The 16,070-nt window shown below is 36.9% G+C and carries 14 protein-coding genes and 1 pseudogene; 6 read left to right on the top strand and 9 right to left on the bottom strand.

What is annotated here, in order from left to right; genetic code table 11:
* Positions 1–30: 30 nt before the first annotated feature.
* Genes EM4838_RS14460 through yicI form a run of 3 tightly spaced genes read left to right on the top strand, consistent with a single transcriptional unit; the run spans position 31 to position 4,006 of the window.
* Entirely contained in the window at positions 31–897 is an 867-nt protein-coding gene (locus tag EM4838_RS14460; protein ID WP_071867759.1) for a carbohydrate ABC transporter permease, read from the top strand.
* Positions 894–1,733, top strand: a complete 840-nt coding sequence (locus EM4838_RS14465) for a carbohydrate ABC transporter permease (RefSeq protein WP_071867758.1) — start codon at positions 894–896, stop codon at positions 1,731–1,733. The genes EM4838_RS14460 and EM4838_RS14465 overlap by 4 nt, the downstream gene beginning before the upstream one ends.
* An 11-nt stretch (positions 1,734–1,744) precedes the next feature.
* A complete protein-coding gene (gene yicI / locus EM4838_RS14470) occupies positions 1,745–4,006 on the top strand; it encodes an alpha-xylosidase (RefSeq protein ID WP_071867757.1) in 2,262 nt (753 codons plus the stop codon).
* 149 nt (positions 4,007–4,155) lie between these two features.
* Here yicI and EM4838_RS14475 read toward each other — a convergent pair whose 3' ends face one another.
* The 9 genes and pseudogenes from EM4838_RS14475 to EM4838_RS14515 all read right to left on the bottom strand — a co-directional run.
* Entirely contained in the window at positions 4,156–4,671 is a 516-nt protein-coding gene (locus EM4838_RS14475; protein WP_019722787.1) for a YjbQ family protein, read from the bottom strand.
* Positions 4,672–5,367, bottom strand: a complete 696-nt coding sequence (locus tag EM4838_RS14480) for a triose-phosphate isomerase (protein ID WP_071867756.1) — start codon at positions 5,365–5,367, stop codon at positions 4,672–4,674. It abuts the gene before it with no gap.
* 12 nt (positions 5,368–5,379) lie between these two features.
* A complete protein-coding gene (locus EM4838_RS14485) occupies positions 5,380–6,213 on the bottom strand; it encodes a class II fructose-bisphosphate aldolase (protein ID WP_071867755.1) in 834 nt (277 codons plus the stop codon).
* A 12-nt stretch (positions 6,214–6,225) separates the two neighbouring features.
* Complete coding sequence (locus tag EM4838_RS14490) at positions 6,226–6,510, bottom strand: PTS sugar transporter subunit IIB (RefSeq protein WP_019722790.1); 285 nt, start codon at positions 6,508–6,510, stop codon at positions 6,226–6,228.
* A gap of 12 nt (positions 6,511–6,522) precedes the next feature.
* Entirely contained in the window at positions 6,523–7,869 is a 1,347-nt protein-coding gene (locus EM4838_RS14495; protein ID WP_071867754.1) for a PTS galactitol transporter subunit IIC, read from the bottom strand.
* Positions 7,870–7,881: 12 nt separating this feature from the next.
* Positions 7,882–8,337, bottom strand: a complete 456-nt coding sequence (locus EM4838_RS14500) for a PTS sugar transporter subunit IIA (RefSeq protein WP_071867753.1) — start codon at positions 8,335–8,337, stop codon at positions 7,882–7,884.
* Positions 8,327–10,282, bottom strand: a complete 1,956-nt coding sequence (locus EM4838_RS14505) for a BglG family transcription antiterminator (protein ID WP_071867752.1) — start codon at positions 10,280–10,282, stop codon at positions 8,327–8,329. The genes EM4838_RS14500 and EM4838_RS14505 overlap by 11 nt, the downstream gene beginning before the upstream one ends.
* Before the next feature lie 803 nt (positions 10,283–11,085).
* Entirely contained in the window at positions 11,086–12,267 is a 1,182-nt protein-coding gene (locus EM4838_RS14510; RefSeq protein WP_071867751.1) for a spr1629 family repressor/antitoxin, read from the bottom strand.
* Between the two features lie 29 nt (positions 12,268–12,296).
* Positions 12,297–12,971: pseudogene (locus EM4838_RS14515) on the bottom strand (spr1630 family ClpXP-sensitive toxin); the annotation flags it as partial.
* Between the two features lie 379 nt (positions 12,972–13,350).
* On the opposite strand from EM4838_RS14515, the gene EM4838_RS14520 reads away from it, so the two are divergent.
* The 3 genes from EM4838_RS14520 to EM4838_RS14530 all read left to right on the top strand — a co-directional run bounded on the left by EM4838_RS14520 (position 13,351) and on the right by EM4838_RS14530 (position 15,994).
* The gene (locus EM4838_RS14520; RefSeq protein WP_071867750.1) at positions 13,351–13,722 is read left to right on the top strand and encodes a hypothetical protein; all 372 of its coding nucleotides are present in this window, start codon (positions 13,351–13,353) and stop codon (positions 13,720–13,722) included.
* A gap of 744 nt (positions 13,723–14,466) precedes the next feature.
* Positions 14,467–14,976 (top strand): RNA polymerase sigma factor, encoded by a 510-nt coding sequence (locus tag EM4838_RS14525; protein WP_071867763.1) that lies wholly within the window; start codon positions 14,467–14,469, stop codon positions 14,974–14,976.
* 4 nt (positions 14,977–14,980) lie between these two features.
* Positions 14,981–15,994 carry a DUF4179 domain-containing protein gene (locus EM4838_RS14530; protein WP_071867749.1) on the top strand — a complete coding sequence of 338 codons (1,014 nt, stop codon included), beginning with the start codon at positions 14,981–14,983 and terminating at the stop codon, positions 15,992–15,994.
* Positions 15,995–16,070 lie beyond the last annotated feature (76 nt).

Here is a 16,070-nt window from a genome sequence, read left to right on the forward strand (position 1 = left end):
TTTATCTAGTGAGATACAAGGAGGGTTCTCATGTTAACAAATCGCACAAAAGCTTTTTGGTTATTACTTGCACCAGCGTTATTGGCGTTAGCGATCGTTTTGTTCATTCCATTACTGACAGGTAGTTATTATTCACTGACAAACTGGAATGGCAATACAGTAGGTGAATTCGTTGGATTTGAAAACTATCTTCGGGCATTTAATGATCAAGGATTTATCGACAGTTTACTGTTTACCGCAAAATTCTCATTTTTCAGTGTGATTTTGATCAACATCGTGGCTTTAGGTCTAGCGATGTTCGTGACACAAAAATTAGGTAGATGGACGACTTTTTTCCGTACGATCTTTTTCATGCCAAATTTGATTGGAGGGATCATCCTAGGATTTATTTGGCAGTTTATTTTCAATAAAGCATTTGAAAGTCTGGCGACTATGACGGGCATTGATTTTTTTGCCGGTTGGCTGAACACGCCGGAAACGGGGTTTTGGGGGCTCATTATTTTATTTGTTTGGCAAATGAGTGGCTATATGATGCTGATCTATATCTCATTTCTCAACAATATTCCAGAAGAGATTTTGGAAGCGGCAGATATGGATGGGGCGAATCCTTTGCAAGTCTTTTTCCGTATCAAATTACCCATGTTGATGCCAGCTTTCACCGTCACTTTGTTCTTGACGTTGTCCAACGCATTTAAAATCTATGATCAAAACTTAGCACTGACACAAGGTGGTCCGTTCAATTCCACACAAATGGTGGCGATGAATATCTACAATGAAGCATTCGGGATGCGAAAGATGGGCTATGCACAGGCAAAAGCGGTGATTTTTCTGGTTATTATTGTGATCATCTCAGTGGTTCAAATCTCGCTGACACGAAAAAAGGAGGTCAGTGCATGAAGCAATCAAAAGTGAAACATCCACGACAGATTAAGAAGGCGCTACTGATTTTTAGCGGATTGGTGCTTGCTAGTCTGTGGTTTTATCCGTTTTTCTTAGTGGTGATCAATTCATTCAAAACCAAAGCAGAGATATTCCAAAACACACTCACTTTACCAACTGGGCTAACACTTGACAACTATATCGAGTCGTTCGAGCGATTGGATTTTTTCAAAAGTGCAGCTAATTCGTTACTGATAACGATCGGATCTTTAGTATTGATTGTGTTTGTTTCTTCCATGGCGGCCTATGCGTTATCGAGAAACACGAGTCGCTTAAGTTCATTTCTTTATTTTATTGTCGCAATTGGCTTATTGATTCCTTTTCAGGGAATCATGATTCCCTTAATTTCACTTTTTGGGCAAGTCAGTATGCTGAATCAGCCAGGTTTGATGGTGATGTATCTAGGATTAGCGACAAGTATGTCGACCTTTTTATATTACGGTGCTTTACGAGGGATTCCGAAATCATTAGATGAAGCGGCATTGATCGATGGGGCAAATACCTTCCAAATCTATTGGCAAGTCATTTTTCCTTTGCTGAAGCCTACGACAGTGACAGTCATCGTGTTGAATGCCTTATGGTTTTGGAATGATTATCTGTTGCCTTCATTAAGCATCAACAAAGCAGGGATGTATACAATTCCTTTACAGATGTTTTATTTCTTCGGCGAATTCAATAAGCAGTGGCACTTGGCACTGGCTGCGCTAGTGATCGTCGTCTTACCGATTATTATTTTATTTGTTGTCTTGCAAAAACATGTCGTAAAAGGCATTTCAGATGGCGCAGTGAAGTAGGAGGAAAATAAATGAAGTTTACAAACGGCTATTGGTTGGCAAAAGAAGGGTTTCATCTTGAACACCCGAACCATGTCTATGAAGCTCAAGTGAAGGAGGATAAGTTAACTCTTTTCTTGCCTTATAAACCGATCCAGACAAGAGGGGATACCTTGAATCTAGGGATGACGACCTTGTCTTTTGAATCACCAAGAGAAGATATTATCAAAGTACAACTGGTGCATCATGACAAAGCACAAACCGGTCCTCATTTTCAACTCAACAAGCAATCATCTTCGGTCATGATCGATACAGAAAATGAAAAATTTTATACGTTCCAATCAGGACAATTAGTCGCACGAGTGCCGAAAAACGCCGCATTCCAAATTGATTTTCTCGCGGAAGGGAAATGTTTGACTTCTTCTTTGCCAAAAGCACAGGCGTTGGTCAAAAGTAGTGACGGCCTGTATTACATGCGAGAACAGTTATCATTAGATCCGTATGAATATGTCTATGGCTTAGGTGAACGATTCACCCCGTTCATCAAAAATGGGCAAATCATTGATTGTTGGAATCAAGATGGCGGTACTGGTAGTGAACAAGCGTATAAAAATATCCCATTTTATTTAACGAACCAAGGGTATGGTGTCTTTGTCAATCATCCTGAAAATGTCTCATTTGAAGTTGGTTCGGAGAATGTTTCACGCACACAATTCAGTGTAGTAGGTGAACGATTGGAATACTATATCATCTATGGACCCGATATGAAAACGATCTTAAGAAAATACACTGATTTAACGGGCAAACCCGCATTGCCACCTGCATGGTCGTTTGGTTTGTGGTTATCAACTTCCTTTACGACGGACTATCGTGAAGAAACAGTCATGGGATTTATTGAAGAAATGCAGACACGAGAGATTCCGTTTGATGTCTTTCATTTTGATTGTTTTTGGATGAAAGAATTCGAGTGGTGTGGTTTTGAATGGAATCGCGAGCTGTTTCCAGATCCGCAACAACTGATTGAAAAAATCCATCAGAAGGGCTTGAAGGTCTGCGTATGGATCAACCCGTATATCGGACAAAAAGCGGCAGCCTTTCAAGAGTGTAAAGAGAAAGGCTATTTCATCAAAGATAAACATGGCGAAGTTTGGCAATGGGATCTTTGGCAAGCGGGTCAAGGAATCATTGACTTTACAAATCCAGAAGCGCGTCATTGGTACAAAGAAAGGCTGAAAGAACTCATAGAAATTGGTGTCGATTCCTTCAAGACGGATTTTGGTGAACGTATACCTACGGATGTGAATTACCACGATGGTTCTGATCCGCAAAAAATGCACAACTATTATGCGTATCTTTATAACGAAGTCGTCTTTGAATTATTAGCAGAATTACGCCCAGATGAAGCGGTCGTATTTGCTCGTTCTGCTTCGGTTGGTTCACAAAAATTCCCAGTCCATTGGGGTGGGGACAACTTATCGGAATACCCGTCCATGGCAGAATCATTAAGGGGTGGACTCTCATTTGTGTTATCCGGCTTTGGCTTCTGGAGCCATGACATTGGTGGATTTGAAGAGAATGCGACAGCGGATATTTATAAACGTTGGACACAATTCGGATTATTATCTACTCATAGTCGCTACCATGGTAATATTGAATACCGAGTACCGTGGAACTTTGGGGAAGAAGCGGTATTGGTCAGCCAACGATTTTCAAAATTAAAAAATCGCTTGATGCCTTATATCTATGAGCAAGCGGTAGAAACAGCGCAAACAGGTATCCCGATGATGCGTCCAGTGATGCTGGAATTTCCAGAAGACTATACGACGCATACGATCGATAAACAGTATATGTTCGGTGAACGGCTGTTGATTGCACCGATTTTCAATGGGCAGGGAAAGGTCACTTTTTATTTACCAGAGGGACGTTGGACGAATTATTTAGATAATCATGTATATGAAGGACAACAATGGTACACACAGACCTATGATTACTTCCACTTACCCCTCATGGTCCGTCCTAATTCATTGATCATCGAAGGTTCCGTGGATACGACCGCTGCATACGACTACACGAAAGACTTGACTGTGCACGTTTTTGAACTGACTGAAAAAGTGACGCAACAAGTGGTAGATCAACAGGGGCTTTCAGTTGGTACGATCACTGTCATACCCGAAGATGAGAGCTATCAGGTCAAGATAGAAGGGTTATCACATGTTCAAGTCGTGCTTAGAAATCGGAAAGTACAAGGATGGACGGAACATCCACTAGGCTGTTCCATCCTGGTTGAACACTAGAAGAGTCGTTTGATTTCAGACAACAAAAAAGACGAAACGACACCTTCACATCAACCAATGGGAGTAGGTAGGATGTGCGTGCTGTTTCGTCTGTTTTGTTTAGCCATCAATGGTGGTTTCCGAATGAATGGGAAATCGAAAGCGAGAAGTTACTCTCCCATCACCATGACGTGACAGGTTCGGTTTCGTACACGGTTTTGGTCAAAGTCGACGAAGTAAATATAGCCAACAGAGCCAATCTCTAATTTTCCTTCGCTCAAAATAAAACTTTCGCTTGCACCGAAAAAGGAAGAGCGGATGTGAGCATCGCCATTTAAAATCGTTGCAGGATCGGTTGGATAGTTAGGATCATCCAGACCCATCAGGAATTCTAAATGCTTCGGTCCTGGATAACGATAATTCGTGTTCTCAGATAGCTCTCTCGGAATGATTTTATCTAAAATACGATTTAGGTCTACTTGTAGAAATTCATCGCCATTAAAATCGGTATCGTGCATATACTCTTCAAAAATCACTGAGCAAGTCGTATGAGGAGATTGAACGAGACAAATACCATTCGTGATTTGACTTTTCTCAACGATTGCTTTGACCTGTTCAGTAATATTATGATAAGACACACGATTACCATTTGAAGTCAAAGTTAATTGATCTTTTGCGAATTTCATCTATTTAAGCTCCTTTTTTAGTTCTGCTACTTTCTGGATCATATTCGTCAATGTTTGAGCAGGGTCGTCAGCCGCCACTATACCGCTTGTTCCCCCAGTACCATCTGCACCGGATAATAACGCTTTTTCTACATCTTCAACAGTAGAAATCCCCGCTGCTTGTAAGAGCTGGATGTCTGGATTGATTGCGCGAACCGCATCATTGGTTGCTTTCATGTAAGAAATATCACTGGATTGACCAGTGCCAATCAACTCCGTCGGTTCACAGACCATCACATCAGGATGAAGTGTTGCCACTGCTTGTGCTTCTTCAATGGAATCTGCACAAACGATCGTAAGGATGCCTAATTCATCTGCACGTTTTACTGCTTTTGTCAGTTCGTTCACAGTCATTGGATGTTCCGCATGATTTAAAAACGTAGCAGTAACCCCAGCTTTAGCAACTGCTTCAGGAAGAATATATCCCATGCCACGTCCTACTTGAAGCCCGTCTAAATGTTGAACAGTAATGAATAAATGATCAGTTTCGTTTTTGATTCGGGCAGCATCGACATGCTGGACAGTGAATAAAATGTCAATATCGTGTTTAGCAGATAGTTCATCTGCTACCTTGGCTAAGGCAAGTGCTTGGTCGCCATATAAATAAGCTTTTGGATTAACAACAAAGAATGGGGTACGTAAGGTTCTTTTTTGCATAATTACACTCCTTTATTCATGAGAAGCTGTGTGGAAGACATTAAAATAATGCTCTAGAGTTTTAGCGATTGCTTCGTTTGCATCATGGATCAAGTCAAAGTAATTTTCTGGTTGCTTTTCACGGATCTTATCCATTGATGCTGTGATAAAGTCGGTAAAGATATTGATTTTACGAATCCCGTTGAGCGCACATTTCTCAAGATTTTCATCCCCAGAAGAAGAACCACCGTGTAACACTAAAGGAATAGCTAATGCCTCATACAGCTGTTGTAGAACATCGAAATTGATTTTAGGTGTACCTGTATAGTGACCATGGGCGGTACCGATAGATACTGCCAATGAGTCTATGCCAGTTGCTTCTGCAAATTTCACAGCTTCACTAAATTCTGTATAGATGGAGTCACTTTCCTCTGATTCCAAGCTATCTCCAGCGCCGACGTGACCGATTTCTGCCTCAACAACCACACCGAAAGGATGAGCATAATCAGCGATCGCTTTTGATCGGCGAACGTTCTCTTCGAATGAATCTTCTGATGCGTCGATCATGACCGAAGTAAATCCTAGATCGATTGCTTGCTTGATGATTGCTTCGTCTTGACCATGATCTAAATGTAAGGCGACAGGTGAAGTACTTTTTTCTGCTAAGAATTTACCAATCAAAGCGGCTTCTTCTAACGACATCATATTCATATGAGACTGGGCAAACGCCAAGATCAATGGTTTCTTTAATCGTTCAGCTGTTTTTACGTACGTTCTTGCGCTATCTAAATCGAAGAAATTGGCAGCAGGGATCGCGTAATTGTTTTTATCTGCCTGTTCAAATAATTCTTTTGTGGTAACCAGCATGTGGATTCTCCTTTATTCGTTGATTTTCTTCTCGATTTCAGCATACATCGCTTCGGTACCGATACCTGTCAACAAAGGCAGACCCATAATGACACGATCTTTGATTGAATCTGGCACGACTGTCGTACTGACAACAATGTCATATTCATCGATTTTATTCATTTCGTCGGCTACTTTTGATTGATACAACTTTACTTGCTCCGTTAGCCCTTTTTCTTTTAACCATTCTTTTACTTTGTTCGTTACAACGGTAGAAGTTGCAACACCTGTACCACACATAATCAATAATTTTTTCATTCTAGTTTCCTCCTATTCAGCTGTTTTAGCTGCTTGTTTTTTTGGTAAAATTTTGTTGACGTAGATCAATCCGAAAAGAACAACTGCACCGATGATCGCTAAACCACCCCAGCTTAAAACTTTTGTTAGTCCGACATACATCCAAGTGGTCCAAAGACCGCCTTCTGCCATCGCAGTAATCGTTGAGTTTCCTTGTAAATCAAAGTTTGCCGAACGAGCAGCTGTTGTGACTAGTGGGGCAACCCAAGATGTGATGTAAAGAATACTTACCATATAGAGTGTTCCAGCGATTACTGTTCGAATAATGTTTCCTGCAAAGACTGCAGCCATCAAACAGATCAAGAATGGAATCGTTGCTAAGTCACCAAAAGGCAAAGTTGTATTGCCGGGTAGGATAACCGCTAATAAGATCGTAATCGGCACGAGTAATAAGGAAGAAGAAAGAACAGCTGGATGACCTACAGATAACGCAGCATCCATTCCGATATAAAGTTCTCTTCCTGGGAAACGTTTTTTGACAAATTCATTGGCAGCTTCTGATATTGGAGTAAGCCCTTCCATTAATAAAGCAACCATTTTAGGCATGATCACCATAACTGCTCCAGTTTGAACCGCCAATTGACCAGTACCTGCAACATCATAGCCAGCTAAAATCCCCATCACCAAACCAATCAGAAAGCCCATTACAGTTGAATCACCAAAAACACCGAATTTCTTTTGAATCGTTTCTGGGTCAGCTTTCCAATCTTTCAATCCTGGAATACGGTCAAAAATCCAGTTCATTGGTAATGCAAAGACAAATCCTGGAGCTGCTGTTCCATGAGGGAACGTAATATTCGGGAATCCATAAAATTTGTTGATAATCGGACCTAAAATATCGCCCATCAAAAGGATCATCATCAAATAAATCACCGTTGCAGCGATTCCCATAGCGAAATCACCGGTCAAAGCAAAAATAAGTGAAGAAATAAATGCAGCATGCCAGATATTCCAGATATCAACATTCAATACTTTCGTCAAGCCGAGTAAAATCAGTACGATATTCAATACCACACCGATTGGAATAGCGAGACTCCCCAAAATCGTTCCATAAGAAATCGCTGCGGCTGCTGGCCAACCGACATCGATCGTGGTCAAGTTTAACCCTAAACGCTCAACCATGTGCTGTGCCGCTGGTCCCAAGCTGTTTCCTAGTAAGTCAATTACTAGATTCAATCCGACAAAACCAACACCAACTGTCAACGCCGAAGTAAATGCTTTTCCTGGTTTTGTTCCTAAAATGATTCCGAAAATAAAGATAAGGATAGGAAGGACAACAATCGAACCTAAATCAACAAACCACTGTAATGCGTCTAACATAAATGTTCCTCCTTAATGTAAGCCATATTTTTTGATAATCGCTAGATATTCTGTTTCTGTAGTGAGTGTTAAGAGTTCCTCTAAAACGCCAGGTTTCTGGAACATCTCAATCAATTGTTGCAACATTTCCAACTGTTCATGAGGTTCTTTCAACGCAAGCATGAACAACAATGAAACATCTATTTCTTTGTCGTTTGTGCCCATTTCAATAAATGGTAATGGTTTTTTGAGTGACATGAACGCCACTTGTGATTCATTGACATACTGGCTATCTGTATGTGGAATCGCAACGCCTATACCGTTAATGGCTAAACCTGTCGGAAATACTTCCTCACGTCGAATAATATTTTGATAGAAATCATCCGTGACACATTGTTTCTTTCGTAGTTCTTCTGATAGCTTTTGCAACGCTTCTTCTTTCGTTGCGAATGATTGATTCAATAACGCAAGTTGATGATCAAAAAACAAGCTCATTCCCTCCTCTTATAAGTCTGTGATAAAGTTCATCTGGTGTTTGACTCGCTACAATCCACTGGATTTCTTCTGAGGAATTGAACAAGTCATAAATTGAAGCGATCAATTCTTTTGCTTCGGTCATATTCTTTTCGGCGATCGCTAATAAGACGATCAATTGGATCTTCGTATCTCCCCAAGCAATCGGTGAAGCAAGTGTGACAAATGCCAATTTTGTTTCTTTCACTGTATGTGGATCAGCATGAGGGATGGCCACCCCGGTTTTTAGTCCTGTACTACCTAATTCTTCTCGATCAAATAAAGAGCGTTTAAAACCGTGGCTAACTAAGTCTTTTTCCAAGTAATCATCGGCTAAAAAAGACAAGATCGCTTCTTTTGTTGAAAAGGGCTTTTGTATATAAATGAAATCTGGGTCAAGATATTTTTTTAGTAAAGTGGGCGATTGATATTTTTTTGAATGGAATTTTTTTTCATTTTCATTCAAATTAGAAATTCTTGCTGAAATGTTTGTGATTTCCTCGGTAGTTGGTAAAGCAGACACGTACATAACAGGCGGTTCTACTTCTTCTAAAGGGATTGTTGAAATGATTAGATCAACCATTTCCAAAGAAGTATGAGAGAGTTTGTTTGATTGAATGATTTCTAAAACAGTATTCGCCGAAATGGTCTGCTTGATCCGATTGAAAATCAATTCTGAAGTGGCAAGGCCAGAGCGACAAACGATGAGGATATGATTTGTCATCTTTCGCTTTTCAAAAGCCAGTTGGAAATGAATCGTGAGAAAAGAGACTTCATCCTCTGTTAAAGAACAGCGGAATTCTTTCTCTAACTCGCTAATCGCATACTTGGTCAATGTGAACATCGTCGAATATTGTGTTTTGATACTTTTAAGCAAAGGGTTCTTGATCAACATACCAGTTTTCAGACGATGGATCATGGGTACGATATGTGAGAGCAAGGCTTGTAACAACAGTTCATCTTGTGTCAGATCAATTTTCAATAAAGTCGACATTTTATCAATGATTTGTTTTGTGGAAACAGTGATGACTGAATCAGGCTTATCCGTACTTTGGACATAAGGTTCGATCCCGTGAGCAAGTAAGAGCGAACAGATATATTGGATATCTGACTCCTGTAATGAAATAGACAAGGATTCATTAACCATTTCGGCAAATGAACGGGCAATCATATACAGTTTCATTCGTTTCAATTCATCAAAGACTAGCTGTTCTTGCTTTTCGATGTGATGATCTAAAAGAAGCCTAGATAAAAAAATCTGTAAGGATAAAGATAATGATTCTACAAAATAGTTATTAATTTGCCGTCCAATTTGCTGGATCATCCCATAAATAAACTGTTCTGTCAGGTCAATAATTCGCTCATCAAACAGCGAAGGAATAGAAGTATGTTGACTTCCTTCAGTTTCCATATATGGTTCTAAGAATGATTTGAAAACATTTTGTTGAACAGACTCATCTGCGATCAATTGCAATCCATGTGACGTTACTTTTCCTGTGATCTGTTTGGATTGGCAAAATCTTACGATGTCATCTACATCATTTTTGATTGATTGCTGGCTCACAAAAAAGTATTCAGCAAACTCATGATAACGCATGGCTTTTTCTGAAAAAAAATAGTTCCCGAATATAAACAAGCGTCGGTATTCTGGGGAGTATTCATCAAGAATGAGTTGCTCATATACCAACAAAGAACGTGCATTTTGTTTCGCTGATTCAGTACCTTCTAAGCGAATACCCTTGCGAGGTAGCTTAGTGATCACGGTACCAGTTTCTTTTATTTTTTCTTCCAAACTTGTTAAGTCGTTGTAAACTGTCTTAGGAGAGACATACAACTGTTTTTGGAAAAATGCTGCTGGTTGATACTTTTCTTGGTCTAAAAGTAGACGTAGCAACAACTTTTCCCTTTTGCTTAAACTCATCGAACCCACCTCCGGAAGCGCTTCCTTAATTCTATCTTAATGAAATTTTGTTATGTAGTAAATGATAATTAATTACCACATTAATGTGGTAGTCCTTGGTATAACAATGTTTTTTCGGTTTCAACAGACAGTTTATGAGTGAAACAAGGTAATGATAAAAGGGTACTAATTAAAGTTTAATGTTTAGCAGAATGTTTAAAAGGGAGGAGTGAGTAAAAGAGAAGGTATTGTTTCAATATTGATTTTTAGTTGTCATTGTTTGGCTTAAATAAATGCTAATAGAATTCAAGTGTATGAAAAACAAAGGCTTTAGAATGAAAAAGAGAATCGGCAAAGTGAGAAAATTAGTACTAATTTTTACTAAGAGAATTTGGACAAATCGATGTACTTATTCAAGTGGATTTTATTTTGAGCGTTCTTATTTCATACCTAAAGCTATGCGAGCGGAGCTAGAAAACATAAAGAGGAGATAGCTATTATTTTAGAGAGTGATTATCCGTACAGAAGTAGTGGTCTTTTTATGAATGATAAAGAAATCAGCGGGGAGTTGCTAAAAGAGACAGTTATCAGTGTCAAAGTTTGGGAAGAATCAATGTAATAGTTGGAATCAAAGAGATATTTAATAGAATTGGTACTTAAAGTAGCATAAAAAATAGTCTAGATGACCTATTTAGAATTGAAGTGAGCATTCAAAATAAGCCATCAAAGCTAAAAAGTATTTTTGGCTTTGATGGCTTATTATTGAAAAAATTACTTTTGGTAAATTTCATGAGGTAAAAAATTGCTAGAAAGTTTAACTGTACTTATTTTCGATTAGGTGAAAAATGGATGATATTCGAATGATAATAGTCTGTTCGAACCGTATCATTGAATTTTGTTAGAAAGTCTTCATCAACACTGAGTAGGTTAGCTAGAAAAGAAAGCTCAATATTGTATTTATCCAAAAAATCACTTAATAAAAGAAGTTGATTTTCAAAAACAAAATGAAGAAGTGCTCGAATCTTACCAGGTTGGACTATTGGAATATCTTCATCTAGAGGTTCTTTATCGCGCATATTGTATTTATTGAGTGAAGCATAAAAATATCTGTTTTCCTCGAAACTAAGTAAGCCCAACTTATACGCACGGTACTCTAAAGCAATGATTGAAACCATATATTTCATTTTCATTTCCACATAAGAGTATGGGTTCGATTTCTTCTTGATTTGCTTAAAATCATTGATAAATTCTTGTTCTGGAAGTAAGAAATAAGAGGCGAAGTCATTTGCTTCTTTTTCAATGCCCTTATGTTCCTCTTTAGAAAGACTATCCATATCAATCAATCGATGCATTAAAAGGTGTCCTAGTTCATGTGCTAAATCAAAATTTCTTCTGACAGAGGATTTTTTTCGATTTCCTAAAATAATAAAGGGGCGGTTTTCTTTCGTCCAAACACTATAGGCATCAATCTCTGCGCCCATATTTTTTTCAAGAATCGAAATTCCAGACATTTCTAATTTATACAATAATTCTTTATTGTTCTTTATATTTAATTCAATTCTAGCTTTTTCTGCTAGATGTTGAATGATCATTTTTTTATCAGTAGTTTTAGAAGCGTTATAATAATCCTTTTCAGATGCTTGTCTTAAGTGATAGATTGTTTTTGGCGGTTCTTCCACATTCGCTTCAAATACTAAAATAAAATGGCTAACAAAATCTAAATACGTTGTTTCCATCTTTGCTTTTTTTCTAGCTTCACGATCTTCTGCTCTATAGGCGATCCGTTCAATTGTGGCTATGTTTTTGATAAAAGCTTCAGTATAAAAGAATTGCGGTTTCACAAAAAAAATTTGTTTAAATTTATTTACGATCTCAAATTTAGGAACCGTATATCCATTTTCATACTGCCATATCGCTTGCTCGCTGACATTGACCAAATCAGCGAGCTCTTTTCTGGAGAGACCTTTTAACTCTCGAACAGCTTGTAATTTCTCTCCGAAAAACATGGTTAACACATCCTAACTTTTTAATTTCATTAATTTTCTTTTTCCTCTATCTCTACAGCGACAGAGAGCCCAAAAGCATTTGGTTCTCCGGAAAAGATTGTTTGATCGGTCGTTTTTTCTTCTTTGATGATCGCTACATCTTCATATGTAATCTCATAAGGGCTAGTAGCCATATAAGTGGATAAATCTTTTATCGAAACCAAACTCATTGTTTCACTATTGGGCATCATTAAGTGGATAGAGTCAATTATTTTGGTGTCGTCATTGATTTCGTATGTAACTATGTAAAAACGAGAACAAGCATGTTCAACCGCTAAAGAGCGACCTTCTTGGATCGCTTTTATTTCTTCGGGATAATTTAATTCTAATTCGATTTGCTCGGTTTTTTCTAAAAGCGTCAATCCTGTTTCTTTGAATGCGGGAAGATTAAGATCGGCTAAGTCTGTTAGGTAGTTTTTTTCTTTTTTTATCACGCCATCAAATGTTTGGCGGATTCGCCGAGAGTTCTTGACGATCAACATAAAAGTATCGGCTTCTTCATTTAGGGTGAACTGTAAATATTCCCAGGTATAGCCAGCTTTTTCAACTGTAAAATCAATGCCAACACTTTGTCCGATTTTTGCTACTTGATCATCAATATGATTCCCTTTCGTCCAAGCGTATGCACCGCTAACCAACATTTCCTTCTTCTTTGCTTTACGTTCATCAAGATAGTGTAATTATCCTTTCAAAGTGCCATCGACGATTGCTTGATAAATGCCTTCATTTAACTGGAATACGTTCATAAAACCTCCCATTTTTCAATTGATATGAGTATTATACAATAATTCAAAAAGTAAAAACATTGATTTTTCATTTTTTTTAAAGTGAATGGGGAATATGACGAACAATTCTTTTTTTAGGTTATTTCTCGAAGTTAAGAACTTTTGTCACAACCTCATGTACAATTATGACTTCAAAAAGGTATTTTTTGACTAATATCGAAAACCATCGACAGAAAATGGTATAAGTGATGTATATCCACTTGTAAGAAAGTTAAATAGTTAGCCTATGCAAAACATCTATTTTGGAGTTGATGCGAACATGAAAATCATATTAAGTAATATATTAAGAAACGTGTTACTTGCTTCATATGTGAGTTTAATTGCTGTTGGAATTGCAAAAATATTTTCAAAACAAGAATTTGTTATATTGTACCCAAGTACTATTGGATTGATTTTAGGACTAGCTACATTAGGTGAACGAAGTATTGAACAAAAACTTGGCAAGCTCAAAGTGTTTTTACTGATGTTTCTTCTGTCATATACATTTGAAAAGACATTGGAATACCTGGATAGTATAAAAATCAGTATACCGCTTCATGAGTATCTATGGATAATGTTCGCAGCCTCTTTAGGGATGTGTTTCTATTATCTAAGGAATTACTTTGTAAAGCAGAGCAAAAATTTTAACTAATTTTAGAGCGAACTAGTCAAAGATGTTATAAAAAATAGCTGTTTCTGGAATAGTATATATTCGGTTTTGATGGCATAAAATGATTATTGCTCCAGAGGCACCTTTATTAGATCATCAACAATAGAGCTGGAGTAACGAGTACCGCCGCGATCACTGTTAGAGAGAAAGAAAAAAATGGAACTACAAGCAAGGATAATAATGTTGCACATTCTCAAAATACAAACAATAAAACAAGCAACAAAAATAATAATAAAAACTTACTCCACACTGGAGAGCAAACAAACCACATATGACAACTGGTTGGAGTAGTAACATTTCTTGTTTCATTAATCTATTTAACAAGAAGAAAGAAAGTCCAATAAGATGATCTAAGTAGATAGAATATTCAATCAGCTGCTAATAGACTAAAGTTGATTTCTATTTTTTGATCAAAAAATACCAGCATGAAAATGAATTTTGTTAGAAAAAATCAAAATTTGTTGAGCTGATTAAGTGGTTCTGATATGTATAGATTCACCTTTTATGTAAAAATTAGGTAGTTGAAGTGATTGAGATGCTTAGTGAGAAACTTTAAATATGATTGAAGACTGAGAGCTTAGATACCTCTCAGTCTTTTTGTTATTCGATCCAACTTTTATTCAGCTGATTTGACAAGGTATCCATTGTTTAAGAAAAATTTTTTGAAAGGGAACTTTTTGCATGTTTTTTTGCTCTAATAGAGTAGATAAAGGTGGTGAATTTCTATTGTCAAGTGAAAAATGGCTAGTTAAAAGAGCTCAAAAAGGGGATGGGGAAGCCTTTGTAAAGTTAATAGAGCAGTATGAAAATGTTCTTTATGGGATAGCCAAAAGATATTTAGGTATAGAAGATGCAGCCGATGTTTTACAAGATACTATTTTAATTGCTTTTGAAGAAATTGGGAATTTGAAACAGCCTCAATATTTTCATACGTGGATAACAAAAATATTAATTAATCAGAGTTATAACCTGATTAAGAAAAATAATAAATTTTCCTATAACTATTCTGACAATCATCAAAAATTATTAGTAGAAGATTGTGAAGAAGGATTGGAACTTGAAAACCTTATTTCAAAGCTAGATCCGGTGTATAGAGTACCGATTTTACTTTATTATTACAGCGGTTTTTCATACAAAGAGATTAGTATTATTATTGGAGAACCATTAGGGACTGTGAAATCAAGAATTTTTAGAGGTAAAGCCTGGTTGAAAAAAGAATACACGAAAGGTGATTAAAAATATGAATGAAGATTTTGAAAAAGAATTAGCTAATCTAAAAAATAATGAAGAAAAAATACCTAGGGAAGTAAAAGAAAAAATAGATGTCGCGTACCAAAAAATCAAAACAAGTAGAAATAAGAAAAGAAGACTTGGAACAATACTAATAGCTAGTATAGCTGCGTTGGTTTTGATAGTTGTTTGCATCTCCCCAATAACACAAGCTGTTGGAAATTATTTGAAATTTGGGCAATTTACATCAAAAAAGTTAGTGGAAGAAGAATTTGTTCATCAACTAAATAGTGTTGTTAAAGACAACGAAATTGAAATCAAATTAGAAAAAGCTTACATAGACCAGAAACAATTAGGACTATATTTCATTATCAATCTTCCTAAAAAATCCAAGCTTGTGTCCTCAAGAATAGATTACTATAACCTAGGATTTTCGATCAAAGAAGATGGTAAAGTACTGTTTACAAACAACTCTACAGAAGATTCTCAAGTTGACTCGTATACATTTAATCAATATTTCGATGATTCCACAAATACTTTAGAAATTTCTTATCTAATAAATAGTTTCGAAAATGATTTTGATACTATGGAGGAACTGTCAGTTGAAATTAACAAAATAAGTGGAGTAAATCAAGGTGAAAAAGGAGCTGGGAAAGGATTTTCTAAGGTTGAAATATTAACTACGGAAGGTAATTGGCCTTTACCTGTAAATGTACAAGAAATGAAAAATTTTCAACCAATTGGTTTTACAGGTAATGTAATAGAAACTGGCAATAAAGCCTTTGGCAAAGCTTATCCTACAATGTTTGTTGTAGAAGCTGATCAGTTGAATGGTGCAAAAAATAGTATGGACATAAAACTCACCTATGAAAGTGAAGGTAAACTGAAAGAATCTAACTTATTGGAAAGTCGTTTATCTAATGAGGGTAAAGTACTTTGGTATTTTGATTTTATTGGATACGATGAGCAAGGTGTATTAAATGTCCAAATTGATGGTAAAGATGTCATTGTATTAAAAAAATAGGTGAATGAATTAGCCTTACTTTTTTACAAAGCTATATTTTTCAATAAAAACAGTGTTTTAAAAAGATAGATTATTG

Origin of the sequence: Enterococcus mundtii (assembly GCF_002813755.1) — a bacterium.
Taxonomy (GTDB): domain Bacteria; phylum Bacillota; class Bacilli; order Lactobacillales; family Enterococcaceae; genus Enterococcus_B; species Enterococcus_B mundtii.

Coding starts and splice junctions, on each gene's coding strand:
- EM4838_RS14465 (WP_071867758.1), top strand. CDS start 894: ATGAAGCAATCAAAAGTGAAACATCCACGACAGATTAAGAAGGCGCTA.
- EM4838_RS14475 (WP_019722787.1), bottom strand. CDS start 4,671: ATGAAATTCGCAAAAGATCAATTAACTTTGACTTCAAATGGTAATCGT.
- yicI (WP_071867757.1), top strand. CDS start 1,745: ATGAAGTTTACAAACGGCTATTGGTTGGCAAAAGAAGGGTTTCATCTT.
- EM4838_RS14505 (WP_071867752.1), bottom strand. CDS start 10,282: ATGAGTTTAAGCAAAAGGGAAAAGTTGTTGCTACGTCTACTTTTAGAC.
- EM4838_RS14460 (WP_071867759.1), top strand. CDS start 31: ATGTTAACAAATCGCACAAAAGCTTTTTGGTTATTACTTGCACCAGCG.
- EM4838_RS14510 (WP_071867751.1), bottom strand. CDS start 12,267: ATGTTTTTCGGAGAGAAATTACAAGCTGTTCGAGAGTTAAAAGGTCTC.
- EM4838_RS14530 (WP_071867749.1), top strand. CDS start 14,981: ATGAATGAAGATTTTGAAAAAGAATTAGCTAATCTAAAAAATAATGAA.
- EM4838_RS14520 (WP_071867750.1), top strand. CDS start 13,351: ATGAAAATCATATTAAGTAATATATTAAGAAACGTGTTACTTGCTTCA.
- EM4838_RS14480 (WP_071867756.1), bottom strand. CDS start 5,367: ATGCAAAAAAGAACCTTACGTACCCCATTCTTTGTTGTTAATCCAAAA.
- EM4838_RS14495 (WP_071867754.1), bottom strand. CDS start 7,869: ATGTTAGACGCATTACAGTGGTTTGTTGATTTAGGTTCGATTGTTGTC.
- EM4838_RS14485 (WP_071867755.1), bottom strand. CDS start 6,213: ATGCTGGTTACCACAAAAGAATTATTTGAACAGGCAGATAAAAACAAT.
- EM4838_RS14490 (WP_019722790.1), bottom strand. CDS start 6,510: ATGAAAAAATTATTGATTATGTGTGGTACAGGTGTTGCAACTTCTACC.